This is a genomic window from Alteriqipengyuania triglochinis (assembly GCF_054655655.1).
On the sequence record NZ_BAAHNC010000002.1, the window covers coordinates 119,102 to 140,851 of the forward strand.

The window sequence follows — 21,750 nt, forward strand, 5'->3', positions numbered from 1 at the left end:
CTTAATTGAAGAGGGACGCGATCTCCGCCGCGATGCGCGCTCAGCGCAGGGTCTTTATATCGAGCATCGCACCGCCAGCGACGAGCGAGGCCATGGAGGCGAGGTTCGAAAGGCGAAGTGCGCACCCCGCGAGCGCTATCCCGATCTGCGGCGCTGAAGGCCATGTCGCTCGTCGAAACGAAATTACGATGACCCCACCAGCGCAATAGCCTTCGTGCAAGCCCACGGTGGAGCCGGGAACATGCACGAACGACGCGCCGGGCTTGGCCAGATCGATACTGCATCGGCGAAAGAGGGCGACTTCCTCGCGCTTCGGCCCGGCGCTCGCGCAAGGCTGGTCTCGTTCGGCAAGGCGGTCGCCTATCTGCTGATCGCCGCCATCGGCATGCTCCTCGTCAGCGCGATCGCCAAGGGCGTATGCGGCGCAAACCTTCTGGAGATGGCGCAGGCAGGCCTTGGGATGGGCACGCTGCGCGCGATCCTGCTCCTGATCGCCGTGGTGGTCGTGCCGACCGCCTTGATGCTGGCCTTGACCAAAACGCCGCTCAGGCTGTCCGGCTGGTATCCGGACGACGCGCCCAGGCTGGCGGGTATCGGCGCGGCGACCGGGTTCGGCCTGCTGACCGTAATCGCCGCGATCCTTTGGGCGGCCGGAGCGGTTCGGTTCGACGTTTCGGCCCCGTCGCTCTCCTCCGCTATCCTGAACTGCCTGATCTCCGCTATGCTCTGGATCGCGCTTGCGGTGGGCGAGGAAGGGTTCAACCGCGGCTATGCCTTCGTGCAGGTGAGCCAGGCGATCTCGTTCTGGCCCGCCGCCATTCTCAGCAGCGCGTGGTTCATGGTCGGCGGCACGGCCGGGCGGGAGGCGAGCATTCTCATCCTGCCGGCGCTGGTCGTTCTGATCGTCGTCATCAGGTGCGTCGCCCCAGACGATAGCCCGGCAGCGCCCCGATCACATCGGAGCGCCGCGACCTGATCGCTCAAAGGGAGCTGGCTTACCTCAGCCACCCGCCACAAACGGCGCGGCGATCTCTGCGGTGACGCGCTGCGGGCGCAGCGTCTTCGCATCGAGCATCGCCCAGCGGGTGAGCGCGGAGACGAGCACCTTGCCTGCATCGTCCACGAACTGCACCTCGCGGTCGAACTGCGCGCCGCGCGGCTTGCCCGATACGCGGGTGCTGCCGTGCGCGACCTCGCCTTCGCGGATATTGCCGCGATAGTCGATCTCGTGCCGGGTCACGACCCAGATATAGGCCTCGCGGTGTTCCTCGGGGGCGACCGCATGCCAGTGCGACACCGCGATGTCCTGAATCCAGCGGACCCATTCCGCGTTGTTCACATGGCCCAGCTCGTCGATATGCTCCGGCGCGGCGGTGTAGTCGCGCTGGAAGGCCCAGCTCTCGCTCACGCGGCCTCCAGCCTGGCGTCCGGATCGACGCCGATGCTGCGCAGGTCCGCCTCCGCCTGCGCGGTGGTGGTGAAGACGAAGCTTTCCATCCCCACCGCCTTGGCACCGTCCACGTTCTTTTGCAGATCGTCGAAGAACACGCATTCCTCCGGCACCAGGCCATAGGTCTCGGTCAGCCAGGTATACATGCGCGGATCGGGTTTGAGCGTGGAGTGATCGGCGGAGACGCACGCGCCGTCGAACAGCGGCCAGAAATCGTAGCGCCCGCGCAGGTAGGCGACGATTTCGTGCACATTGTCGGTGATCGCATAGATGCCGTAGCCGCTCGCCTTGAGGCGGCGCATCAGCTTGGGCGTTTCCTCGATCAGCACGAGGCTTTCGAACAGGGCGGAGATCAGCCGGTCGCAGGTCTTGCGGTCGAAGCCGTGGCGTTCGCCGAACATGCGCTGCGTTTCGGTCAGGCTCATTGCGCCGCGGTTCAGGGCGCGGAAGATGTCGCCGCCGAACAGGTCCTTGCTGGTGATCCCGGCGGGCAGGTCCTTGCCGAAGGCTAGCTCGACGATCGTCTGCGGTTCCCACCGCACGATCACGTTGCCGACATCGAAGACGACGTTGCGGATGGTCATTCTGAGTCGGCTCCTTCGCTTGCGGCACTGTCCACCACGCCCAGCTGGGTCAGGATGAAGGCGAATTCCTCCGCCGTCTCGTACAGCGAGGCGAAGCGCCCGGACTTGCCGCCGTGGCCTGCGCCCATGTTGGTCTTGAGCAGCAGCGTGTTGGTATCCGTCTTGGTCGCGCGCAGCTTGGCGACCCACTTGGCGGGCTCCCAGTAGGTGACGCGCGGATCGTTGAGGCCGGCGGTGACCAGCAGCGGCGGGTAATCCTGCGCGACGACCTGATCGTAAGGGCTGTAGCTGAGCATGTAGGCGAAGGCCTGCTTGCTGGTGATGGGATCGCCCCACTCGGGCCATTCGCCCGGAGTCAGCGGCAGGTCCTTGTCGAGCATGGTGTTGAGCACGTCGACGAAGGGCACATGCGCGGCCACCGCGCCCCACAGGTCGGGATCGGTGTTGACCACCACGCCCATCAGCTCGCCCCCGGCGCTGCCGCCGCTGGCGCTGATCTGGCCCTTTTCGGTGTAGCCCGCGTCGATGAGGCCCTTGGCCACATCGACGAAATCCTCGAACGTGTTGGTCCGCTCGTTCAGCTTGCCCTGCAGGTACCAGCGGCGGCCCAGATCGTCGCCGCCGCGGATATGCGCGATGGCATAGGCCATGCCGCGATCGACGAGGCTCAGCCGGCTGGTCGAGAAGCCCGGCGGCACCGCGTAACCATAGGCGCCATAGGCGTAGAGGTGCAGCGGGCCCGCCCCTGCCGGGCGATCCTTGCGCATCACCACGCTGACCGGCACCTGCGTGCCGTCGCGCGCGGTGATCGTCAGCCGCTCGGTCTTGTACTGGGTCGCGTCGTAGCCGCTGGGGATTTCCTGCTGTTTCAGGAGTTCGAGCGCGCCCGTCTTCACGTCGTAATCGTAGACCGATCCCGGCGTGACCATGCTCTGGTACGACAGGCGCAGTTTCTGCATGTCGTATTCGGGGTTGTTCGAGAGCCCCGCAACGAAGCTCGCCTCGGGGAAGCGAATCGGGGTCATATCGTCTGCGTCGTCGTAGGCACGCAGCTGCACCTGATCGAGCCCGGCGAGCCGCCCTTCGGTGACGTAGAAATCCTTGAACAGCTCGAAATCGGTCAGGTAGAAATCGTCCGAGCCTTCGATCAGCGTGGTCCATTCGCCCGGATTGGCCAAGGGCGCGGTCGCCAGGCGGAAGTTGATGTGATTATCGTTGGTGTGGATGAACAGCGTGCCGTCCCGCACGTCGACATCATACTCCACGCCCTTCTGGCGCGGCTTGACCAGGATCTGATCGCCGGTCGGGTTGTCGGCGCTGACGAGCCGGATTTCGCTCGTCTCGTTGTCGCCCGTGGCGATGACGAGCCAGTCTTCCTGCGCGGTCAGCCCGGTGCCGACGCCGAAGCTTTCATCCGCTTCCTTGTAGAGCGTCACGTCGCTGGCAACCGGCGCGCCGATCACGTGGAGCTTGGCCTCGAGCGTGCGCCATTCTTCGGTCGACGGGCCGTAGACGAGCGCGCTGTCGTTCGCGACCCAGGTGAGTCCGCCGCGCAGGTTGGTCAGTTCGTCGGGCAGGAGTTCACCCGTCGCAAGATCCTTGATCCGCGCGGTGTACCGCTCGGACCCGTTATCGTCCGACGAGTAGGCGAGGAAGCGTCCGTCCTTGCTGACCGAGAACGCGCCGAGGCGGAAATAGTCCTTGCCCTCGGCCAGCTGGTTCTCATCCAGCAGCACCTGCGGCTCGCCTCCGCCCACCGGCTTGCGGTAGTGCAGGCGGTATTCCTTGCCCTCTTCGAATTCGGACCAGTAGAGCCAGTCGCCATCCTTCTGCGGCACCGTGGAATCGTCTTCCTTGATGCGGCCCTTCATCTCCTCGAACAGTTCGTCCACCAGCGCCTGGTGCGGCGCCATCTGCGCCTCGAACCACGCATTCTCCGCCTTGACGTAGGCAAGCACGTCCTCGTCATCGACGGTGGGGTAGGATGGGTCCTTCAGCCAGTGATAGGGATCGGTGAGGGTGATCCCGTGGGTGGTGAAGCTGTAATCGCGCTTCTCGGCGACGGGAGGGGAAACAGGCACATCACTTTCGGAATTGCTCACGCTGGTATCGGCTCCATCGGATTGGGCCACTGCGCCGACCGGCAAAGTGAATGCGGTCAAGGCGATTGCGGCGGTGAAAAGCTTGCTCATTGGTCTATGTCCCCCTCTGCGCGATGGCACCCGGCTTTGAAAGCCTTGCGTTGCTGGGGTATGACCCCAGATCGGGGGCAGAGCCAGACACAAGAACCACAGGATCGATAAAATGCTGATGCAGACCCACGAAGCCCGCCTTTCCGCCCTGCGCGAGGAACTCAAGCGGCGGGGTCTGGACGGTTTCGTCGTTCCGATCGCCGATGCGCACATGAGCGAATATGTCGGCGAGGATGCACAGCGGCTGCGCTGGCTGACCGGGTTCGGCGGCTCTGCCGGCAGCGCGGTGGTGTTGGCCGACAAGGCGGCGATCTTCGTCGACGGGCGCTATACCGTGCAGGTGCGCGACCAGGTGGAAGAACGCCTGTTCGAATATCGCGGCGTGCCCAGGGACAATCCGGCGAACTGGCTCGCCGCGAATGTCGCTGAGGGCGCACAGGTCGGCTACGACGCGTGGCTCGCCACCCCAGGCTGGGTCCGCTCCACCACTGCGGCGCTGGAAAAGGTCGGCGCCAAGTTGGTCCCGGTCGATGGCAACCCGATCGACGCCGTGTGGGCAGACCAGCCCGAACAGAGCGATGCCGAGGCGCGCGTCCATACGGACACGCATGCCGGCCGCAACGCGCAGGAAAAGCGCGCCGCGATCGCCGACTGGCTGGGCGAGGAGAAGCTCGATGGCGTGGTGCTGAGCGCGCTCGATTCGGTCGGCTGGGCGTTCAACATCCGCGGCGGCGACATCGCGCACACGCCCGTGACGATGGCCTTCGCGCTGGTCCAGCAGGACGGCACGGCGCAGCTGTTCATCGACGAGAACAAGGTCGGGCCCGAACTCAAGCAGCACCTCGGCAATGCGGTCACCATCCGTCCGCGCAGTGAGTTCGAGGGTGCGCTGGGCGCGTTCGAAGGCAAGCGCATCGCGCTCGACCCCGAATACGGCGTCGCCGCCATTGCGCAGGCGCTCGAAGAGGGCGGCGCGAAAGTGGTCGAGACGCGCGACCCCACCATTTTGCCGCGCGCGATCAAGAACGAGGCGGAGATCGACGGCCACCGCGACGCGCAGGCGCGCGACGGCGCGGCAGTCTCCCGCTTCCTCGCCTGGATCGAGGCCGAGGCCCCCACGGGCGAGGTCGACGAACTTGCCGCGGCAGCCAAGCTGCTCGAATTCCGCAGCGTGGACGGTGGGCTGAAGGATACCTCGTTCGACACCATCTCGGCCGCCGCGGGCCACGCCGCGCTGCCGCACTACAAGGTCGATGAAGACAGCAACATCGAGATCCCGCCGGGCAGCATCTTCCTGTGCGATTCGGGCGGCCAGTATATCGGCGAGGAACGCGCGGGCACGACCGACATCACGCGCACCGTGTGGGTCGGCAGCGCCGATGGCAAGGCTGCGCCGAGCGCGGAAATGAAAGACCGCTTCACCCGCGTGCTCAAGGGCCACATCTCGATCGCACGCGCGGTCTTCCCCGAGGGCACCACCGGCGGCCAGCTCGACACGATGGCGCGCATGCACCTGTGGGAAGCGGGCTGCGACTATGCGCACGGCACCGGCCACGGCGTCGGCAGCGCGCTGGGCGTGCACGAGGGCCCGCAGCGGATCGCCAAGACCACCGGATCGCAGGGCGGCACGATGGAGCCGCTCGCCGCGGGCATGATCTGCTCGAACGAGCCCGGCTACTACAAGGCGGGCGAATACGGCATCCGGATCGAGAACCTCGTCCTGATCGAGGAGCGCACGATCGAGAACGCGGACGAGGGAACGTGGTTCGGGTTCGAGAACCTGACCTGGGTGCCGATCGACCGCACGCTGATCGACGTCGACCTGCTGACGCCCGAGGAACGCGACTGGGTCGACCACTATCACGCCTGCTGCCGCGAAATCCTCGGCTCGCGGGTCGCCGAAACCGGTGACGAGCGGGCGGCAGACTGGCTGGAGCGGCATACCCAGCCGCTCTGAATGCCGCTTGCAGGCGCGCAAGCGTTCTCGTAATGTTCCTGTCGCGGCATTCGCGATTCGGGAGACGGTTCAATGATCGGTTACGTTACGCTGGGCACCAACGACCTGCAGGGCAATGCGCCCTTCTACGATGCCATCGCCAAGGAGATGGGCGTGGGGCGGATGATGGACTTCGACAGCTACATCGCGTGGGGCGAGCCCGGCGGCGCGGCAGGTATCGCGCTGACCAAGCCCTACGACGGGAACGAGGCGACCGTCGGCAACGGCACGATGGTCGCCTTCGAGGCGAAGGATAAGCAACAGGTCCGCCGCCTGCACGAGATCGCGCTGGCCAATGGCGGCACCGACGAGGGCGCGCCCGGCCCGCGAGGCGATGCGGACGAGAACGGACTGGTGTTCTACGCGGCCTATTTCCGCGACCGCGACGGCAACAAGCTCAATGCCTTCTGCATGGCCCTGGCGGATGGCTAGGGCGCGAAACCTGTCCGAAAATCCGGTCCACCTCGGCTTGGGGGCGAGTGCGCAGGCGCAGCCGCCCTTAACCGGGATGGACTGGTACGAGGATTATGCGCAGCGCACCGCCGCCGATGGCGCGGAGGGCAGGCTGGTCTCGCTACATTCCTTCGCCGAGAGCTGGGACAGCTGGGAAATGCACCCGCGCGGGCACGAAGTGGTGGTGTGCACGGCGGGCACGATCGTGCTGACCCAGGAATTTCCCGGCGGACGGATCGAGCGGATCGCGCTGACGGCTGGGGACTACGCAATCAACGATCCCGGCGTGTGGCACACCGCCGATGTCGAGGCAGAGGCGATTGCGCTGTTCATCACTGCTGGCGAAGGCACGCAGCACCGCCCGCGCTGAGCGCGCCTGCGAGAGCCGCGCCGCGACGCGATACCGCCGCCTTGCGCCGCTCCATTGCACTCGGGTGAACGGGGCACCGATCCTGCGACAATTCGTTACAAAGCGGCCGGTTCGTGGCAAACCGGCGCGACAATGCGCGGGTAGAAGAGGTGTCATGAGCTGCGAGGCGGGTTTCCGATCTCCCCCCCCCCCCCTGCCCGTCTCGCAGCTCTTCCACCAACAGGAGCACCCCTATGAAAACCCCCATTCTCGCCCTTGCAGGCATTTCGCTGCTGGCAGGCACCGCCGCGCTGGCCCAACCCGGCGACCGCAACCCCGGCCCGATGACCCGCGCCGAAGTCTCCCAGAAGGCCGCCGAGCGCTTCCAGCGCATGGACATGAACAGCGACGGCGTGCTCGATCTCGCCGACCGTGAGCTGCGCCGCGAACAGCGGATCGCCCGCCTCGACACCGACGGCAATGGCGCGATCAGCAAGGCCGAACGCGAAGCCGCGCGCGAAGCCCGGCAGGAACGGCGCGCCCAGAGGATGGCCGAACGCGGACAGAGCGCCGAAGCGGGCGAACGTCGGGCACGCGGCAAGCACCATCGCGGGATGCGCGGCTGGCATCGCGGCGGCGGCATGATGGCCAAGGCCGACACCAATGGCGATGGTCGCCTGACGCTGCAGGAGTTCCAGGCCCATGCGCTGGCCCGGTTCGACCGCACCGATGCGAATAGCGACGGCACCGTAACCCAGGCCGAACGAGAAGCCGCGCGTGAGGCGATGCGCGCCCAGATGGCCGAGCGCCGCGAAGCGCGCCGCGCCGAGCGTGCAGGCCAGTAACCCGATGACGATGGCCGCGCACGCAGCCGATACGGCCGTCACCATCCTGCTCGTCGATGACGAGCGCACCTTGCGCGAACCCCTGGTCGACTATCTGGTCGGTCAGGGGTTCGTGGTGCTGGAAGCCGAAAGCGCGGCCGCCGCGCGCTCCATGCTGCGCGAAAAGAAAGCCGACCTCGCGCTGGTCGACATCATGATGCCGGGGGAGGACGGCCTCTCGCTCACCCGCCACCTGATCGAATCCCAAAAGCTGCCGACCATCCTGCTGACCGCGATGGGCGAGGCGACCGACCGGATCGTCGGGCTGGAAATCGGGGCCGACGACTATGTCACCAAGCCGTTCGAGCCGCGCGAGCTGGTTGCCCGCATCCGTTCGGTCCTGCGCCGCGCCGGTCGCGCAACCCCCGAGTCGGACCACGAGGATGCGCATTACGCGTTCGAAGGCTGGCGGCTCGATCCGCTCAAGCAGCGGCTGACCGACCCGCAGGGCACGGTCATCCCGATCTCGACTGCCGAATTCCGCATGCTGCGCGCCTTTCTCGACCATCCGCGCGCCGTGCTCGATCGCGATTCGCTGCTCGACATGGTGCAAGGGCGCGAGGCGCACCTGTTCGATCGCGCGGTCGACAACCAGGTCAGCCGCCTGCGCCGCAAGATCGAAGAGGACAGCAAACAGCCCCATTTCATCCAGACCGTGCGCGGCGGCGGCTATCGCTTCGCGGCCGACGTCACGCGCGTACCCGGCTGATCGATGGTGCGATTTTTGCCCCGCAGCCTTCTGGGCCAGAGCCTGCTCGCCATCGCGGCGACCCTGCTGGTCGGCCAGGCGGTGTCGGGCTTCCTGCTCTATCGCTCGGTCGAGGAACGGCGCGATGTCGCCACCGCCAACGCCGCGGTCTTCCATCTCCTGCGTACCGCAAACCGCGGTGTCGAAGGCCCGCGCGATATCCGCCGCGCGATGCGGCGGACCGAAAGGCCTGAAGACCGGATCGATCTGGGCCGCTCTGCCTCGCGGGAGCGGAACGAGCGGATTCGCAGGCTTCCACCGCGCCTTTCCGGCACGGTTGCTGACGTATCTCCCCTGCGCCCGGGCGACGCCCGCGATCCCTCGGCCGAGGCGCGCCTGCGCGAGATCCTGGCGCGGCAGGGGGTGGCCCCGGAAGAGCTAGTCGCGACCCGCCGCCCCATCGCCGCAGACCCGGTGGTGGCCCGCTCCGCCGAACGCCGGCCGCGCCTGCGCGCCCGACTGCTGCGCCACGACGGAGAACTGCTCGTCGCCGCCATCCGCCAGCCGGGCGAATCGCGCTGGATCGTGGCCCGAGCGGTGCGGCCTCCGGTCGAGACGGGTGCGCTGTGGCTGATCGCGATGCAGACCGTGCTGCTGTTCCTCGTCCTGCTGGGCGCGACCTATCTCGTGCTGCGGCGAATCACGCAGCCCCTCGCCCGGCTGACCGCGCGGGTCGAGGATTTCGCGCGCACGCAGACCGCAGGCGAACCCCTGCCACCCGAAGGGCCGGAGGATGTCAGCCGGCTGATCGCCGCGCACAACCTGCTCGAAGCGCGGATCGCGGCGCTGCTGGACGAGAAGGACGTGATGCTCGGCGCGATCGGGCACGACCTCAAGACGCCGCTCGCCGCGCTGCGCGTGCGGATCGAGAGCGTGCCGGACGAGACGCAGCGCGCGCGGATGGCGGAGGTGATCGAGGACCTGCGCCGTTCGCTCGACGACATCCTCTCGCTGGCGCGGATCGGCCGCGCGAAGGACCCACCCGAGGCAACGCAGCTCGCCGCGCTGGTCGAAAGTGTGGTCGAGGAGTTCGAGGACATGGACCGGCCCGTCGCCATCGCGCAGACGCAGCGCGTCGTCATGCCGGTGCAGGTCACCTGGCTGCGCCGGGCGCTGCGCAACCTGATCGAGAACGCGCTGCGCTATGGCGGATCGGCGCAGGTCTCGCTGGAGCGTCAGGACGGCGTGGTGGTGATCGCGGTGGAAGACGAGGGCCCCGGCATCGCGCGGGAGGACATGGCCGCGATGCTCGAACCCTTCCGTCGGGGCGAGGCGAGCCGCAATCGCGACACAGGCGGCGCGGGGCTCGGCCTCACCATCACCCGCGCAATCGTGCGCGAGCATCGCGGCGAGCTGGTGCTCGCCAACCGCGCGCAAGGCGGTCTGCGCGCAGAGATACGCCTGCCACTGGCGAACTGATTCCTACGGGGCCGGCCCACACCCCCGCCCGGCCAACCCATCGATAGTATCCTGTGTGGGTTGGCCGGGCGGGGGTGCGGGCTGGGACCGCGATACTAACGCATCAGCCCGCCGACCAGATTACGCACGAAGCTGCCGACGACCGGCCCGGCCAGATCGGTCGCGATCGAACCCGCCGCCGAGGTGACGCCAGAGGCCACCGGGTTGGCGCGCGATTTCTTGCCGAGCACCGTGCGCGCCGCCATCCCGGCGGCCGAGCCTGCGGCGACCTTGCTCCCGCGCGAGATCGCCTTGCCCCAGATGCTGGTGCTCTTGCGCTCCCGCTTGCGGACCTCGGTCTCGCCCTGCTCCTCCACCTCCTGTGCAGTCTCGGCGGCGTCGGCGATTTTCTGCGCGATCACTTCCGCCGCGCTCTCGCGGTCGACCGCGTGGTCGTACTTGCCCGCCAGCGGGCTCGCGCCGAGGATCACCGCGCGCTCGCCCGGCGAAAGCGGGCCGAGGCGGCTGCGCGGCGGCTTGATCAGCGTGCGCTGCACCACCGAGGGCGCGCCATCCTCGCCCAGCGTGGAAACCAGCGCCTCGCCCACCTTCAGCTCGGTGATCGCCTGCGCCACGTCGAGATCCGGATTGGTGCGGAACGTGTCCGCCGCGGCGCGAATCGCCTTCTGGTCGCGCGGGGTGAAGGCGCGCAGCGCGTGCTGCACGCGGTTGCCGATCTGCCCCGCGACATCGTCGGGAATGTCGATCGGGTTCTGAGTCACGAAGAACACGCCCACGCCCTTGGAGCGGATCAGGCGCACCACCGTCTCGATCGTATCCCGGAACGCCTTGGGCGTATCGTCGAACAGCAGGTGCGCCTCGTCGAAGAAGAAGACGAGCTTCGGCTTCTCCGGGTCGCCGACTTCGGGCAGCGTTTCGAACAGCTCCGCGAGCAGCCAGAACAGGTAGGTCGCGTAGAGCTTCGGGCTGCGCATCAGCCTGTCCGCGGCGAGGATGCTGATGAAGCCGCGCCCGTGCGCATCGACGCGGAACAGGTCGTCGATTTCGAGCGCGGGCTCGCCGAAGAAACGGTCCGCCCCCTGGCTCTCGAACGTGAGCAGCGCGCGCTGGATCGCGCCGACGGAAGCCTTTGTGATGCGGCCATATTCGCCCGATACGGTGTCGGTGTTGTCACCGGCGAAGGCGAGCAGGCTGCGCAGGTCCGCAAAGTCGAGCAGCAGCAGGCCGTTATCGTCGGCATAGCGGAAGACGATCTGCAGCACGCCTTCCTGCGTTTCGTTCAGGTCGAGCAGGCGCGCGAGCAGCAGCGGGCCCATTTCGGAAACCGTGGTGCGGACCGGGTGCCCCTGCTCCCCGAACAGATCCCAGAAGATCACCGGGAAATCGGCATAGGCATAGTCGTCCATGCCCAGCTCCGCCGCGCGGCCTTCCAGCTTGTCGGCATGCTTGAACTTGGACGAGCCCGGCACCGCGAGCCCGGCGAGATCGCCCTTCACGTCGGCCACGAACACCGGCACGCCCTGCGCGGAGAAGCTTTCGGCGAGGCCCTGTAGCGTCACGGTCTTGCCGGTCCCCGTCGCACCCGCGACCAGTCCGTGTCGGTTGGCGCGGCTGGGAAGCAGCTCCTGCGCCTCGCCCGACGCGTTGCGTCCCAGAAAAATCGCGCTCACGCCCGCGTCACTCCTCGCTTCGTCCGACCGTGTCCGATCTGCGCATCGCGCCCCTGACCCGTCAAGGTGGTTCCAATTCGTGCGCCCTTCGATAGAGCGGGGGGACGATGGCACAGGCGGACCCTTTCATCCTGCTCGACGACGCGCGCGGCGAATCGCAGGGCGGTGCGCGCCTGTTCGAATCGCCGCGCGAGGTGTTCCGGGCGCTGCGCCCTGACGACGTGGCCGAAACCCTAGCGCAGGCCGAATCGGCGCAGGCGAAGCACGGCGGCGTGCTGGCAGGTTACCTCGCCTACGAGGCGGGGCTGGCGCTGGAGCCGAAGCTGCGCGCGCTGGCCGATGCCCGGACAGGCGCGGCGGGCCCGCTGGTATGGCTCGGCCTGTTCGAGAGCGAGCGCACGATCCCGGCGGACGAGGTGGACGCATGGCTGGCCGAGCGCGCGCCGGGCGCGGCGAGCCTCGGCCCGCTGGAGCCCGCGATCTCGCTGGGCACCTGGCAGCAACGCTTTGCCGAACTGCAGCAGCGAATCGCTTCGGGCGAGGTTTACCAGGCCAATCTCACCCTGCCGCTGACAGGCGCTTTCCGGGGCGAGCCGCTGGCGCTCTATGCCAACCTGCGCAAGGCATCGGATGCGGGGCACGGCGGCGTGGTGTGGGACGGCAGCCATGCGCTGGTGAGCCTGTCGCCCGAACTGTTCTTCGAGATTGCCGGGGATACGATTTCCGCCCGCCCGATGAAGGGCACGCGCCCGCGCCACGCCGATCCGGCGGCGGACGACGCGGCGGCGCGCGAGCTGGCCGCGTCGGAGAAGGACCGGGCCGAAAACCTGATGATCGTCGACCTGATGCGCAACGACATGGCGCGCGTGGCCGAAGCCGGATCGGTGCGGGTGGACGATCCTTTCGCGATTGAGAGCTTCCCCACCGTGCACCAGATGGTCAGCACGGTGCGCGCGGAGCTTCAGCCCGAGACCGGGCTGGCCGATATCGTGCGCGCGCTGTTCCCCTGCGGTTCGATCACCGGCGCGCCCAAGATCCGCGCGATGGAACTGCTCGATCAGCTCGAGCGTGATGCACGCGGACCCTATTGCGGCGCGATCGGTGCCTTCGGCCCCGACGGCGCGGGCAGCTTCAACGTCGCGATTCGCACGCTGCGGCTGACCCCGGTCGAGAATGGCCATGGCACTGCGGTGCTGGGCGTGGGCGCCGGGATCGTCGCCGATAGCGAACCGCTCTCCGAGTGGCGCGAGGCACAGATCAAGGCGGGCTTTGCGCGCGCCAGCAGTGCCGAATGCCGCGCGCCCGCCTTCGACCTGATCGAGACGATGCGCTTCGACCCGGAAGAGGGTATCCCGCTGCTCGAAGGGCATCTCGCGCGGCTTTCGGCCAGCGCGCTCACGCTCGGCTTCGCGTTCGACCGGCATGCGGCGCGCAACCAGATCCAGGCACTGTGTTTCGAACTGAGCGAGGGCGCGAAAGTACGGCTCACCTGTGCGCGCTCCGGCACCACCGCGATCGAGGTCGCGCCGCTCCCCCAACCCGCCGAACAACCACTCGACTGCATCGCGCTGCCCCTGCCCGTCGATCCGGGCGACTGGCGGCTGCACCACAAGACCACCGATCGCGGCTTCTATGCCGATGCGCTGGCCGCGGCGCACGAGCTGGACGCGCACGAGGCGCTGCTGGTACGCGACGACGGGCTCGTCACCGAAGGCAGCTGGACGAGCCTGTTCGTGGAACGCGACGGCACACTGATTACCCCCGCGGCGCGACTCGGCCTGTTGCCGGGCGTGTTTCTCGCATCCCTTCTCGCGGAGGGCCGCGCCGTCGAAGGCGAACTGACGCTCGACGACCTCGCCGAAGGCTTCTTCCTCGGCAACGCCCTGCGCGGGCTGATGCCCGCCCGCCTCGTCTGACAGGACCAATATGAACATCCCGATTTTATACGAAGACGGCGAAGCGCTGGTGATCGACAAGCCGGCCGGCCTGCCGATCGACCGGCCGCGCAAGGGCGGCGAGTGCCTCGAGGATCATCTCGATTCGCTCAAGCTCGGCTTCCAGCGCCGCCCGCTGCCGGTCCACCGGCTCGACACCGATACCAGCGGCTGCCTGCTGCTCGCGCGCAATCCCAAGGCGCACAAGCGCTTTGCCGCCGCGTTCGAGGCGCAGCAGGTGACCAAGGTCTATTACGGAGTGCTGGCAGGAGTGCCGGAAGAGCGCGAGGGGCGAATCGAGCTCGCGCTTTCCAAGATCAGCAGCGCCGAAAAGGGCTGGCGGATGATTCCCGCGAAGAAGGGCAAGCCGTCCGTCACCGAGTGGCGCGTCGTGGCCGAGCATGACGGCCGCGCGCTCGTCGAATTCCGGCCCGCGACCGGGCGCACGCACCAGATTCGCGTCCACGCGGCGAGCGGGATCGGCATCGCCCTGCTGGGCGACCCGGTCTACGGCAGCCGCGAAGGCGCGCCGCGTACGATGCTCCACGCCAGCGCGATCACCGTGGCGCGCGAGGGCAAGACCGACATCGCCGCCACGAGCCCGCTGCCTGCCGATTTCGTGGCGCTCGGTTTCGAAATGGAGGCCGCCGCCGCGCCGGATGCAGGCGATGCTGCCTGACGACCTGATCGCGCGGGCCCACGCTCTCGCGGAGGAGCGATTCGTCGCGGGCTCGGGCCCGGGCGGGCAAAACGCCAACAAGGTCGCCACCGAGGTGCAGCTGCGCGTCAACGCCTACAAGCTGCGCCTCTCACCCTTCGCCTTCCGGCGGCTGGGCGAGGTTGCGGGCAGCCGCCTTACCGACAGTGGCGACATCCTGATCGTCGCGCGCGAGCATCGGACGCAGGAAGCGAATCGGGGGCTGGCGCGCGAAAAGCTGGAGGACCTGCTGCGCGAGGCGCATCGCAGGCCCAAGAAACGCGCGAAGACCCGGCTTAACCGCGTCGGCAAGACCCAGCGCCTCAAGCACAAGAAGGAGCGCGGGCAGGTGAAGGCCAATCGCGGCAAGCCTAGCCGCAGCGACTGGTAGGGCGACTCGTTGCTTGACTTTTCCACCGCTCACGGCCAATAGCGCCTGCGATCGGGCGGTGCCGTGTGCGCCGCCTGTTGTTTTTTCACCCGCTGCACATCGTTAGCTCCGCCGGAGCGAACCACCGATGGCCGGGTCTTTGAACTGGCAGGATTGAGTTATGGCGAAGCCGACGACCGTCAAGATCAAGCTCGTGTCGACCGCGGACACCGGCTTCTACTACGTGACGAAGAAGAATCCGCGGAACATCACCGAGAAGATGACCTTCCGCAAGTACGATCCGGTCGTGCGCAAGCACGTCGAGTTCAAGGAAGCGAAGATCAAGTAAGGCATCCTATTTGGATGGCGGCGCGGAACCCGTGTCGCTCACGCGCGGTTCACTCCGAAACGATTACGGAAGCCGCATGATGACCAAGAACAAGATCTATCGCCGCCCGCTCGCCGGGCTTGCCAGCATCGCCCTGATTGGGGCCGCGCCCGTCGCGGCCACCTTCACGCTCGCCACGCCTGCGCTTGCGCAGTCGGCGGGCACGCTCGACAATGCGGTTGCCGCATTGCGCGGGATCGAGACGATGCGCGCCGATTTCACGCAGACCGACCGCAAGGGCCAGACGGTCCGCGGGAAGATGACGCTGAAGCGTCCCGGCAAGATCCGCTTCGAATACGGGGGCGGCGTGCCGCTGCTGGTGGTGTCGAACGGCAAGACGCTCACCATGGTCGATTACGAGGTCAACCAGGTGGAGCGCTGGCCGATCAGCAATTCGCCGCTGGGCGCGCTGCTCGATCCCAATCGCGACGTGAAAAAGTACGGGAAGCTACGCAATACCGGCAATCCCAACGTGCTGTCGGTCGAGGTCAAGGATCCCAAGAAGCCCGAATACGGCACCATCACGCTGATTTTCGTGCGCAGCGGGAGTGCCCCGGGCGGCTGGGAGCTGACCAACTGGGTGGCACTCGATGCGCAGAACAACCGCACCACCGTGCGGCTGGAAAACCAGCGCTACGGCGTGTCGGTCAGCGACTCGACGTTCACCTACAAGGACCCGCGCCGCGCATCCCGTCGACCGGGCTAAACCGTTCGTCGACCAATGCCCCATATGTGCGGTCGAATGCCCGGTCGCGTTCATTTGCAGGCAAGGCGGACGTCCCTAGATTGAATTTCACAAGGCCGATCGAACCAGCGGGTTTCCCCCCTGTTGCCCCGCGGTTCACTTCTAGTGCGGCCTTGTAGCAAGCGTGACGAACGCTCGTAAGGAACCCCCGTGCCACAGCCCCCGGCGCGGGGGTTTTCTGCGTCCGCAGCGCCGGCCGCGCAAGCGACAGCGGCCCGCGCCGCCTTGGCGAACCAGGTCCAGTCGCGAGCCGGAGGCATCGGAGGCAAGGGCAAGGCCGACCGGCCGCCGACCGTCAGGTCGACCCCGCGGAGGTGGTGCGCATCAGCGCACTCACCGCGAGCGAAGGAAAATCAGTCGTCCCAGCCGAAGGCCGCGCGCATGATCGCGTAAACGCGGTTCTGTTCGATCACCCCGCGCACCCGCTGGGCGCCCGGACCGGTGCCGAACAGCGCGACATCCTCGCCCCCATGGGTTTCCGAGCCGAGCGGGACGAGCGACTGCTGCTGCGCCTGCGCGCCCGTTTCCGGTTCGCCGCGCGCGCCCTTCACCGCGCCCGGGCCGTTGGCATAGCCGAGCGTGGTGTACGGCTGCCCGTCGCCTGCGATCACCGCTTCGTCATTCGCCGCGCCGGGATGATCCTCGTCCCCGCTTGCGGGCGGATGGACCAGGCCGAGAATCGGATTGCCGCGCTTGGGATAGCCCGCGATCGTGAAGACGTGGCTGTGATCCGCGGTTACCAGGATCAGCGTTTCGTCCGGGTCGGTATTGTCGACCGCGTACTGGATCGCGCGGGCGAGTTCGATCGTCTCCTCCAGCGCGTAGCCCGCCTTGCCCGCGTGGTGGCCGTGATCGATCCGGCCGCCTTCCACCATCAGGTAGTAGCCTTGCGCATCGCCGGAGAGGCGGCGAATCGATTCGGCAGTCATCTCGGTCAGGGTCGGCTCACTCGTCCCCGCCGTCCGGTCGAGCTGGTAGGTCATGTGGCTGGGCGAGAAGAGCCCCAGCACCGGCTTGTCGAGCGGCGCCTTCCGCATTGCCTCGGCATCCGTCACGAAGGTGCCGCCCGTGCGCGCCGCCCATGCGCGCGGCAGGTTGGCCGCAGGATCGCTCCGTTCGCCGCCCTCGCCGGTGCCGAAAAACTTGCGCGCACCGCCGCCCAGCGCGAGGTCGAACGGGAACGCGACCAGCTGCTGGGCGAAATCGGTGCAGCCCAGAGCCTGCCGCGCCTGCGGCATGTCGGCATCCGATTCCCAGTTGCGATCGGGGTTGTGGCCATAGACCGCCGCTGGAGTCGCGTGGGTCAGGCGCGCGGTGCTGACGATCCCTACCGCCTTGCCGCGGGCATGGGCCTGCTCCGCAATCGTCTCCATCCCGTGGCCCAGCGACGCGGCGCAATCGCCCCGCGGCACGTCGGGCGCGGTGTTGATCACGCCGATGCGCGTCTTCCTGCCGGTATTGAGAGCGGACGCGGTACCCGCACTGTCGGCGACCTGCGCATCGGTGTTGTAGGTCTTGACCAGCGCCACATTGTCGAACTCTTCAAAGCTGAGCGAATTTTCCTCGCCCTGCTGGCCCTTCTGCTGTCCGTCGAGAATGCGTGCAGCGGTGATCGTGGAAATGCCCATCCCGTCGCCGACGAACAGGATCACGTTCTTCGCCGTCCCTTGCGCAACCGGGGGAGCGGTCTGCGCGGAAGGCTCTGTGCCGTAGTAATTGGTGGTCGAGGTGCACGCCGCCAGCGGAAGCATGGCCAGCGCGGCAACTGCAGGTGCGGCCCAGCGCCGCTGTTGCGGGCGGGCGAAAAGACGGATCATGGCAGGCTCCCTCGAACAAATAACCGGATCGGCGTTCCCATGCCCCTCGCGCAGGAATGAGACAAGCGTGCGACCGCAGCGATCGCCATTCGTGCGGCTTGCGGGCGCCCGAGCCCGCGCCTAAGTCCCCCCGCATGGTTTCTGTCACCACCTGGAATATCAATTCCGTCCGCCTGCGGATGCCGCTTGTCGAGCAGTTCCTGAACGCCCACGCACCCGATGTGCTGTGCCTGCAGGAGATCAAGTGCGTCGAGGAGGCCTTCCCCGCCAAGGCGTTCCGCGAACTCGGGTATGAGCATATCGCGATCCACGGCCAGAAGGGCTACCACGGCGTCGCCACCGTCAGCCGCCTGCCGTTCGAGGAATTCTCCCGCCACGACTGGCAGGATAACGGCGAGGCGCGCCATATCGGCGTGCAGCTGACCGATCCCGCGCATCAGGGCATGGTGATCGAGAATGTGTACGTGCCCGCAGGCGGCGACGTCCCCGACCGCGAGGTGAACGCGAAGTTCGGCCAGAAGCTCGACTTCCTCGAACGCATGACGCGCTGGGCCGAAAAGGTCGAGCAGCCCACGCTGATCGTGGGCGATTTCAACATCGCCCCGCTCGAAAGCGACGTGTGGAGCCACAAGCAGCTGCTGAAAGTGGTCAGCCACACGCCAGTCGAGGTCGAGGCGCTGCAGCGCTTCATGGACGCGCACGGCTGGACCGATATCGGCCGCGAGCACGTGCCTGCGCCGGAGCGGTATTACAGCTGGTGGAGCTATCGCAATCCGAACTGGCAGACCAACGACAAGGGCCGCCGCCTCGACCACATGTGGGCCAGCCCCGAACTGGCGAAGCAGGCGACCGGCCACTCCATCCTCGAAGAAGCGCGAGGCTGGGAGCGCCCATCGGACCACGTGCCGCTGACGACGGAGTTCGACCTCTGAGCGAGCCCGCTTCCGGCGGCAGTGCGAGGGCACTTGCCCAGGCGATCGACGCCCTGCGCCATGGCTGGCCGATCCGGGTCGATCAGGGCCCGGTGCTGCTGCCGGTAGAGACGGCGGCGGAGCCCGACGCATCGGCGGCGCGCATGCTGATCTCGGCCGCGCGCGCGCAGACCCTCAAGCTCGCCAACCAGCGCGATGCCGCAGTTCCTCATGCGCCGGTGCTGATCGAGGGCGGCGAAGCCTTCGCGCTCGATCTGGCGCGCGCGGTGGCCGATCCGGCGCTCGACCTCAGTCATCCGATGAAGGGTCCGTTTCGCGCCCTGCCCCTGCCCGCGGACGACTGGCCCGCCAGCGCGCTCGACATGGCCCGGCGCGCAGGGATCCTGCCGGCATTCCTGATCGACCCCGACGTGGACGATACGCCAGTCGCCGTGAGCACCGGCGACCTCGCGGCGTTCTCCGCGCCCGAACACCTGCGGATCGCGGCCCGCACGCGCCTGCCCACCGCTGCGGCGAGCGATGCACAGATCGCGATCTTCCGCTCGCCCGCCGATCTGCGCGAACATGCCGCGCTCATCATCGGGCAACAGAGTGCGGATCGCGTGCCGCTGGTGCGGGTGCATTCGGAATGCCTTACCGGCGACGTCTTCGGCAGCCTCAAGTGCGATTGCGGCCCGCAGCTCGACGCGGCGCTGCACGCCTTCGCCCACGAGGCGGAGGCGGGCGGCTACGGGGTGGTGCTCTACCTGCGGCAGGAAGGGCGCGGAATCGGGCTGGTCAACAAGCTGCGCGCCTACCAGTTGCAGGAACAGGGGCACGACACGGTCGAGGCCAACCAGCGGCTCGGCCTGCCCGACGAATCGAGGGACTTTCCCATTGCGGGACGGATGCTCTCACTTTTGGGGATTCCCAGAATTCGCTTGCTGACGAACAACCCGGCGAAGCTTACCGCGCTGCAGCAACTGGGAATAGACATCGTCGAAAGGGTCCCCTTGAGCACGGGTATCAATCCTCACAACGAGCGCTATCTTGCCACGAAGCGGGACCGGTCCGGCCATCTCCTGCCATGAGGAAGCTGACAATTCGCGAAGAGCGCGAGGCCGATATCCCGGCGATTTGCGCGCTGACCCGCGCCGCCTTCGCCAAGGCCGACCGATCGGACGGTAACGAGCACGAAATCGTCAATGCCCTGCGCGCCAGCGGCGACCTGAGCCTGTCGCTGGTCTCAACCAACATGGACGAGGCGATCATCGGGCATATCGCCTTCTCGCCGGTTCGCATTTCCGACGGGACCGGCAACTGGTACGCGGCCGGTCCGGTTTCGGTGATGCCCACGCGCCAGCGCGCCGGAATCGGTTCGCAGCTGGCGGAAGCGGGGATCGAGCGGATGCGCGAGCTGGGCGCCGAAGGCATCGTCCTGCTGGGCGAACCCGGGCTTTACGAGCGATATGGTTTCCGGCCCGATCCGGAGCTGATCCTGCGCGACGTGCAGCCCGAGTTTTTCCAGGTCCGGATGCTGGGCGACGGGCCCCGCCCGAAAGGCGAGGTGACCTATGCTCCCGGCTTCAGCGTGAAGCCGCAGAACTGACAATCCGCAAATCGGCTCAGCGGCGCTCGAAGGATTTGAGCCCGCTTGCAAGGCGGTTGTCGGCGATGCGCAGCTGCGCCCCGGTCCAGTCCGCGACGAAGGTCGATTCGCGCGAAAGTTCGGGCACGAAGCGGGCATCGTTGCCGGCAATGGTCAGCCCGTCGGAGCTGTGGAGCTGGTCCTCCGCTCCCACCGCGATGAAGGCGGAGTAATTCTCCTTGTCGCGCCCCTGCACGAACCAGTTGTTGGTGATCTGGCCGCGCGCACCGGCGGGCAGGTCGATCATGTAATTGGTCGCCCGGCCGTTCGAATCGTCGAAGCTGGACGCAGCGATCTCGACCCGGGCGGCGCGCGATTTCACGTAGTGACCGCCTGTGCCCTGCTCGAACCGGCTGCGGGTCAGCCGGAAATGGCCGATATCGCCGGTGTAGATCGAATGTGCGCAGCCGCCCGAATTCTCGCACGTGCCCAACGCGGTGAAGGTGGACTTGTCGACCACGAGGCGCATCATCGGGCCACCGGCAGTCAGGATGCCCTGCTGGCTGTTGCGGAACCAGCTATTGGCGACGGTCAGCTTGCCCGCCTCGAACCGGATGCCCGCGCCATTGCCATCGTCGACCGCGATATTGCTGAAGACAATCCCCGAAACGCTGGCCTCTTCACCGCGCAGGACGAGGGCCGCCTTGCCCTCGCACGCGGTGCCGGTGAACTCGACCCGGCCCGGCTCGCTCGCCAGGTAAGCGATCCGCCCGGCACCCTGTACGGCGCATTGGCGATAGGTGCCCGGCGCGATGGCGATGCTCCCCTCGCCTTGGCCGATCGCGTCGACCGCCGCCTGCAGGCTGGCATAGCGGCGATTGGTTTCGACGACGGTGAAGGCCGCGCCGCCCGACTGCGCCATCAGCGCTGCAATCGGGATCAGCGCGATCGCCGCTACGGCAACAAGGCCTGCGAGCAGCATCGATGGCCGCCCCGGCGCCGGACGGTTGCGGATCGGATGGTCGGAAAGGTCGTGAACATGGGCCATGGGCGGGATGACTAATGCATAATGGTAAACACTCGGCTAACCCTCCGGCATGCTCGGCTCAGGGGATTTCCCTTTGCCCGCGGGTCATCCTCTGCTTAATTCGGCGCCGCGCGGGTGGTGCGAAATCGCCGGTAGCCCGCAATTTTTCCATTGGAGTATGCGCAGATGAAATTCACAATTCGAACCGGATTGGCGGGGGCGATCACGCTCGGCGCCCTGTCCCTCGCCGCGTGTGGCGATTCCGACGACGCGAGCGACGAGGTCGTGGCCGAGGATGTCGAGATCATGGCCGACGAAGCGCTGAGCGACGTCAACGAAGAGCCGATCGAGGACGACGAGCTTGCCTCGCCCGAGCCCATGCCGGCCCCCGCCCCGGTCGAAACCCAGACCGACGAGGAACGCGTCGCCAGCGAGCGCGAGCGGATGCAGAGCGATGCCGAAGCGGCCGAAGCCGCGGCGGCCGACATCCAGGCCGAGCTCGAGAACATGGGCACCGAAAACTGAGCG

22 protein-coding genes are annotated in these 21,750 nt (G+C 67.3%); 16 read left to right on the top strand and 6 right to left on the bottom strand.

Translation table 11 applies throughout. The annotated features are described in order from the left end of the window. Nucleotides 1-241: 241 nt before the first annotated feature. On the top strand, nt 242-976 hold the full coding sequence (locus ACYQ0L_RS06295) for a hypothetical protein (RefSeq protein ID WP_459788185.1): 735 nt from the start codon (nt 242-244) through the stop codon (nt 974-976). Between the two features lie 24 nt (nt 977-1,000). Here the strand turns inward: ACYQ0L_RS06295 and ACYQ0L_RS06300 are convergent, their stop codons facing one another. The 3 genes from ACYQ0L_RS06300 to ACYQ0L_RS06310 are packed head-to-tail and all read right to left on the bottom strand — an operon-like array spanning nt 1,001 to nt 4,226. Next, nucleotides 1,001-1,408 (bottom strand): acyl-CoA thioesterase, encoded by a 408-nt coding sequence (locus ACYQ0L_RS06300; RefSeq protein WP_459788186.1) that lies wholly within the window; start codon nt 1,406-1,408, stop codon nt 1,001-1,003. Further along, entirely contained in the window at nt 1,405-2,034 is a 630-nt protein-coding gene (locus tag ACYQ0L_RS06305) for an HAD family hydrolase (protein WP_459788187.1), read from the bottom strand. The genes ACYQ0L_RS06300 and ACYQ0L_RS06305 overlap by 4 nt, the downstream gene beginning before the upstream one ends. Further along, on the bottom strand, nt 2,031-4,226 hold the full coding sequence (locus ACYQ0L_RS06310) for a S9 family peptidase (RefSeq protein WP_459788189.1): 2,196 nt from the start codon (nt 4,224-4,226) through the stop codon (nt 2,031-2,033). The genes ACYQ0L_RS06305 and ACYQ0L_RS06310 overlap by 4 nt, the downstream gene beginning before the upstream one ends. Nucleotides 4,227-4,338: 112 nt before the next feature. Here ACYQ0L_RS06310 and ACYQ0L_RS06315 point away from each other — a divergent pair, with 112 nt between their 5' ends. The 6 genes from ACYQ0L_RS06315 (at nt 4,339) to ACYQ0L_RS06340 (ending at nt 10,075) form a co-directional block, all read left to right on the top strand. Continuing rightward, nucleotides 4,339-6,183 carry an aminopeptidase P family protein gene (locus tag ACYQ0L_RS06315; protein WP_459788190.1) on the top strand — a complete coding sequence of 615 codons (1,845 nt, stop codon included), beginning with the start codon at nt 4,339-4,341 and terminating at the stop codon, nt 6,181-6,183. Between the two features lie 72 nt (nt 6,184-6,255). After that, on the top strand, nt 6,256-6,654 hold the full coding sequence (locus ACYQ0L_RS06320; RefSeq protein WP_459788191.1) for a VOC family protein: 399 nt from the start codon (nt 6,256-6,258) through the stop codon (nt 6,652-6,654). Further along, the gene (locus ACYQ0L_RS06325; protein ID WP_459788192.1) at nt 6,647-7,045 is read left to right on the top strand and encodes a cupin; all 399 of its coding nucleotides are present in this window, start codon (nt 6,647-6,649) and stop codon (nt 7,043-7,045) included. Before ACYQ0L_RS06320 ends, ACYQ0L_RS06325 begins: the two co-directional genes overlap by 8 nt. A gap of 233 nt (nt 7,046-7,278) precedes the next feature. Then, on the top strand, nt 7,279-7,869 hold the full coding sequence (locus ACYQ0L_RS06330) for an EF-hand domain-containing protein (RefSeq protein ID WP_459788193.1): 591 nt from the start codon (nt 7,279-7,281) through the stop codon (nt 7,867-7,869). A 4-nt stretch (nt 7,870-7,873) separates the two neighbouring features. Continuing rightward, on the top strand, nt 7,874-8,617 hold the full coding sequence (locus ACYQ0L_RS06335) for a response regulator (RefSeq protein ID WP_459788195.1): 744 nt from the start codon (nt 7,874-7,876) through the stop codon (nt 8,615-8,617). 6 nt (nt 8,618-8,623) lie between these two features. Next, nucleotides 8,624-10,075: a sensor histidine kinase gene (locus tag ACYQ0L_RS06340; RefSeq protein ID WP_459788196.1), complete on the top strand. Its 1,452-nt coding sequence runs from the start codon at nt 8,624-8,626 to the stop codon at nt 10,073-10,075. A 95-nt stretch (nt 10,076-10,170) separates the two neighbouring features. Here the strand turns inward: ACYQ0L_RS06340 and ACYQ0L_RS06345 are convergent, their stop codons facing one another. Then, a complete protein-coding gene (locus ACYQ0L_RS06345; protein ID WP_459788197.1) occupies nt 10,171-11,745 on the bottom strand; it encodes a helicase HerA-like domain-containing protein in 1,575 nt (524 codons plus the stop codon). A gap of 107 nt (nt 11,746-11,852) precedes the next feature. Here ACYQ0L_RS06345 and pabB point away from each other — a divergent pair, with 107 nt between their 5' ends. The 5 genes from pabB to ACYQ0L_RS06370 all read left to right on the top strand — a co-directional run bounded on the left by pabB (nt 11,853) and on the right by ACYQ0L_RS06370 (nt 15,840). Further along, nucleotides 11,853-13,661, top strand: coding sequence for an aminodeoxychorismate synthase component I (pabB, locus tag ACYQ0L_RS06350; protein WP_459788198.1), 1,809 nt, complete (start codon nt 11,853-11,855; stop codon nt 13,659-13,661). Nucleotides 13,662-13,671: 10 nt separating this feature from the next. After that, nucleotides 13,672-14,358 (top strand): RluA family pseudouridine synthase, encoded by a 687-nt coding sequence (locus tag ACYQ0L_RS06355; protein WP_459788199.1) that lies wholly within the window; start codon nt 13,672-13,674, stop codon nt 14,356-14,358. Continuing rightward, nucleotides 14,348-14,767, top strand: coding sequence for an alternative ribosome rescue aminoacyl-tRNA hydrolase ArfB (gene arfB, locus ACYQ0L_RS06360; RefSeq protein ID WP_459788200.1), 420 nt, complete (start codon nt 14,348-14,350; stop codon nt 14,765-14,767). The genes ACYQ0L_RS06355 and arfB overlap by 11 nt, the downstream gene beginning before the upstream one ends. A gap of 160 nt (nt 14,768-14,927) precedes the next feature. Further along, nucleotides 14,928-15,095: a 50S ribosomal protein L33 gene (gene rpmG / locus ACYQ0L_RS06365; protein WP_129792036.1), complete on the top strand. Its 168-nt coding sequence runs from the start codon at nt 14,928-14,930 to the stop codon at nt 15,093-15,095. Nucleotides 15,096-15,171: 76 nt separating this feature from the next. After that, nucleotides 15,172-15,840, top strand: coding sequence for a LolA family protein (locus ACYQ0L_RS06370; protein WP_459788201.1), 669 nt, complete (start codon nt 15,172-15,174; stop codon nt 15,838-15,840). 392 nt (nt 15,841-16,232) lie between these two features. On the opposite strand, the gene ACYQ0L_RS06375 is transcribed toward ACYQ0L_RS06370, so the two are convergent. Beyond that, a complete protein-coding gene (locus tag ACYQ0L_RS06375) occupies nt 16,233-17,696 on the bottom strand; it encodes an alkaline phosphatase (RefSeq protein ID WP_459788202.1) in 1,464 nt (487 codons plus the stop codon). Nucleotides 17,697-17,830: 134 nt separating this feature from the next. Between ACYQ0L_RS06375 and xth the strand changes: the two genes are divergently transcribed. From xth to ACYQ0L_RS06390, 3 genes are read left to right on the top strand one after another with little or no spacing between them, the layout of a single operon-like run. Further along, nucleotides 17,831-18,628: an exodeoxyribonuclease III gene (gene xth, locus ACYQ0L_RS06380; protein WP_459788203.1), complete on the top strand. Its 798-nt coding sequence runs from the start codon at nt 17,831-17,833 to the stop codon at nt 18,626-18,628. After that, nucleotides 18,577-19,698 carry a GTP cyclohydrolase II gene (gene ribA, locus ACYQ0L_RS06385; protein ID WP_459788996.1) on the top strand — a complete coding sequence of 374 codons (1,122 nt, stop codon included), beginning with the start codon at nt 18,577-18,579 and terminating at the stop codon, nt 19,696-19,698. Before xth ends, ribA begins: the two co-directional genes overlap by 52 nt. Next, entirely contained in the window at nt 19,695-20,216 is a 522-nt protein-coding gene (locus ACYQ0L_RS06390; RefSeq protein WP_459788204.1) for a GNAT family N-acetyltransferase, read from the top strand. Before ribA ends, ACYQ0L_RS06390 begins: the two co-directional genes overlap by 4 nt. Before the next feature lie 16 nt (nt 20,217-20,232). Here the strand turns inward: ACYQ0L_RS06390 and ACYQ0L_RS06395 are convergent, their stop codons facing one another. Then, nucleotides 20,233-21,243, bottom strand: a complete 1,011-nt coding sequence (locus ACYQ0L_RS06395; RefSeq protein WP_459788205.1) for a polysaccharide lyase domain-containing protein — start codon at nt 21,241-21,243, stop codon at nt 20,233-20,235. A 165-nt stretch (nt 21,244-21,408) separates the two neighbouring features. Between ACYQ0L_RS06395 and ACYQ0L_RS06400 the strand changes: the two genes are divergently transcribed. Continuing rightward, a complete protein-coding gene (locus ACYQ0L_RS06400) occupies nt 21,409-21,747 on the top strand; it encodes a hypothetical protein (RefSeq protein ID WP_459788206.1) in 339 nt (112 codons plus the stop codon). The last annotated feature ends 3 nt before the right edge of the window (nt 21,748-21,750 follow it).

What these genes read in the sequence shown, in the direction of transcription:
- ACYQ0L_RS06295 (WP_459788185.1), top strand. Translation starts at nt 242, where the DNA reads ATGCACGAACGACGCGCCGGGCTTGGCCAGATCGATACTGCATCGGCG.
- ACYQ0L_RS06305 (WP_459788187.1), bottom strand. Translation starts at nt 2,034, where the DNA reads ATGACCATCCGCAACGTCGTCTTCGATGTCGGCAACGTGATCGTGCGG.
- ACYQ0L_RS06310 (WP_459788189.1), bottom strand. Translation starts at nt 4,226, where the DNA reads ATGAGCAAGCTTTTCACCGCCGCAATCGCCTTGACCGCATTCACTTTG.
- ACYQ0L_RS06315 (WP_459788190.1), top strand. Translation starts at nt 4,339, where the DNA reads ATGCTGATGCAGACCCACGAAGCCCGCCTTTCCGCCCTGCGCGAGGAA.
- ACYQ0L_RS06320 (WP_459788191.1), top strand. Translation starts at nt 6,256, where the DNA reads ATGATCGGTTACGTTACGCTGGGCACCAACGACCTGCAGGGCAATGCG.
- ACYQ0L_RS06325 (WP_459788192.1), top strand. Translation starts at nt 6,647, where the DNA reads ATGGCTAGGGCGCGAAACCTGTCCGAAAATCCGGTCCACCTCGGCTTG.
- ACYQ0L_RS06330 (WP_459788193.1), top strand. Translation starts at nt 7,279, where the DNA reads ATGAAAACCCCCATTCTCGCCCTTGCAGGCATTTCGCTGCTGGCAGGC.
- ACYQ0L_RS06335 (WP_459788195.1), top strand. Translation starts at nt 7,874, where the DNA reads ATGACGATGGCCGCGCACGCAGCCGATACGGCCGTCACCATCCTGCTC.
- pabB (WP_459788198.1), top strand. Translation starts at nt 11,853, where the DNA reads ATGGCACAGGCGGACCCTTTCATCCTGCTCGACGACGCGCGCGGCGAA.
- ACYQ0L_RS06355 (WP_459788199.1), top strand. Translation starts at nt 13,672, where the DNA reads ATGAACATCCCGATTTTATACGAAGACGGCGAAGCGCTGGTGATCGAC.
- arfB (WP_459788200.1), top strand. Translation starts at nt 14,348, where the DNA reads ATGCTGCCTGACGACCTGATCGCGCGGGCCCACGCTCTCGCGGAGGAG.
- rpmG (WP_129792036.1), top strand. Translation starts at nt 14,928, where the DNA reads ATGGCGAAGCCGACGACCGTCAAGATCAAGCTCGTGTCGACCGCGGAC.
- ACYQ0L_RS06370 (WP_459788201.1), top strand. Translation starts at nt 15,172, where the DNA reads ATGATGACCAAGAACAAGATCTATCGCCGCCCGCTCGCCGGGCTTGCC.
- ACYQ0L_RS06375 (WP_459788202.1), bottom strand. Translation starts at nt 17,696, where the DNA reads ATGATCCGTCTTTTCGCCCGCCCGCAACAGCGGCGCTGGGCCGCACCT.
- xth (WP_459788203.1), top strand. Translation starts at nt 17,831, where the DNA reads ATGGTTTCTGTCACCACCTGGAATATCAATTCCGTCCGCCTGCGGATG.
- ACYQ0L_RS06390 (WP_459788204.1), top strand. Translation starts at nt 19,695, where the DNA reads ATGAGGAAGCTGACAATTCGCGAAGAGCGCGAGGCCGATATCCCGGCG.
- ACYQ0L_RS06395 (WP_459788205.1), bottom strand. Translation starts at nt 21,243, where the DNA reads ATGGCCCATGTTCACGACCTTTCCGACCATCCGATCCGCAACCGTCCG.
- ACYQ0L_RS06400 (WP_459788206.1), top strand. Translation starts at nt 21,409, where the DNA reads ATGAAATTCACAATTCGAACCGGATTGGCGGGGGCGATCACGCTCGGC.